The following is a 1,975-nucleotide window of genomic DNA, read 5'->3' on the forward strand; positions in this document are numbered from 1 at the left end:
CTGCCGGGTGCGCGCGGCGCTGCGCGGGCGCCTGCTCGCCGCCGCCCTGCCCGCGAACGGCCCCGCCCGCACCGGCCCCGGCGATGCCGCCCTCGCCGAGTCCATGACCGGCGAGGTCGCCAGGCTGACCGAGTGGCTCACCGAGTACGTCCCCGCGCGCACCACCATGCTGCTCGGCAGCGGCCTGGTGCTCGCCGCCATCGCGGTCCGCAGCTGGTTCGTGGCGCTGATCCTGGTCGTCGCCACCCCGCTGCTGCCGGCCAACCTCAAGGTCATCGGGCTGGGCACGCAGGCCGCCGTCCACGCACAGCTCACGGCGGTGCGCCGGCACGGCGCCCGCCTGCTCGACCAACTGCGCGGCCTGCCCACCCTGATCGGCCTGGGTGCGCGGGAGGCGGCCGCGACCGCCCTGCGGGAGGATGACGAGGAACTGGCCCGCCGCACCCAGGCGGTGCTGCGGGTCGCCTTCCTCTCCACCGCCTGGATCGAGCTGCTGATCACCGGCACCCTCGCCGTGGTGGCGACCTACTGCGGACTGGTGCTGCTCGACTACCTCCGACTGCCGCTGGTACCAGGGCAGATGAGCCTGGCCACCGCACTCTTCGTGCTGGTGCTCACCCCCGCCTACTTCGCCCCCGCCCGTGACCTGGCCCGCGGCTACCACGCCCGCGCCGAGGCCCGCGCCGCGGCGGAGCTGATCGACGGGATCCTCGGCAGCTCCGGCGGCGAGGACGAGGACGCCCGCCCGCCCGTACCCGCCCGGCGCGGTGGCGGCGCCGTCGGCGTGCGTCTGGATCATATGACGGTCCGTCACTTCGACCGTACGGTCCCGGCCCTGGACGACGTGAGCCTCGACCTCGCCCCGGGCGCCTTCCTCGCCGTCACCGGGCCGAGCGGTGCGGGCAAGTCGACGCTGCTCGCCGTCGCCGTGGGTCTGACCGCACCCACCGCCGGAACCGTCGCCCACCAGCAGGACGGCATCCTCCGGCCGGCGTGCCCCGCCTCGGTCGCCTGGGTCGGCCAGCCCGCGCACCTGCTGCCCGGCACCGTTCGCGACAACCTGCTCCTCGCCCGGCCCGACGCCACCGACGCGGACCTCACCGCCGCCTTCCACGCGCTCGGCTTCGGCGACCTGCTCGCCGATCTGCCCGGCGGGCTGGACACACCGGCCGGCGAGCGGGGGAGCGGGCTCTCCTCGGGCCAGTCCCAACAACTCGCCCTGGTGCGAGCACTGTTGAGGGACGCGCCGCTGCTCTGCCTGGACGAGCCCACCGCCCACCTCGACCCGGTGGCGCAGGCCCGCGTGGTCGCGGCCCTGCGCACCCTGACGCGCGGTCGGACCGTGCTGCTCGCCACCCACAGTCCCGAGCTGCTCCCGCTCGCGGACCGGACGATCACCCTGGACCGGGGGAGGACGCGATGAGCGCCTGGCGACTGCTGCGCCACTCCATGCCCCGCCGCGACCTGGTCGCCGGCATCCTGCTGGCCGCGGCGGCGGAACTGGGCGCCGCGGCCCTGCTGGGACTGTCCGGCTGGTTCCTGGCGACCTGCGCGCTGGTGACGCTGCTGGCCGACACCACCTGGTCGTGGATGTACCCGTCGGGCGCGGTCCGCGTCCTGGCCCTGGCACGCACCGCCCTGCGCTACCTCGAACGGCTGGCCAGCCACCGGGTCGTCCTCGGCACGACCGTGGCCCTGCGCGGCCGCCTGGTCAGGGGCGCGGGCGAACTGAGCGCGCGCGAGCTGCGCGCCCAACGGGACGGAACACTGCTCGACAGGCTGACCACCGACGTGGAGACGGTCGCCGGACTACCCGCCCAGGTCGTCGCGCCACTCGTCGGCTCTGCCGTGACCACGGTGCTGGTGGAGGTGCTGCTGCTCCGGGCGAGCCCGGCGCTCGGCGCCGCCGAGCTCGCCGTCCTCGCCGGCGGTGGCTGGTGGGCGGTGCGCACCAACCACCGGGCCCGACGGCACC

At 75.7% G+C, this 1,975-nt stretch carries 1 protein-coding gene and 1 pseudogene; both read left to right on the forward strand.

Annotated features, from left to right (window positions below; translation table 11 throughout):
• A partial coding sequence (locus tag BG452_RS33900) for an ABC transporter ATP-binding protein/permease (RefSeq protein WP_188308188.1) occupies positions 1 to 1,423 on the forward strand: 1,423 nt, incomplete at its 5' end.
• Positions 1,420 to 1,975: pseudogene (locus BG452_RS33905) on the forward strand (ABC transporter); the annotation flags it as partial. The gene BG452_RS33900 and the pseudogene BG452_RS33905, both read left to right, overlap by 4 nt.

This window comes from Streptomyces sp. CBMA123 (assembly GCF_014596465.1).
Taxonomy (GTDB): domain Bacteria; phylum Actinomycetota; class Actinomycetes; order Streptomycetales; family Streptomycetaceae; genus Kitasatospora.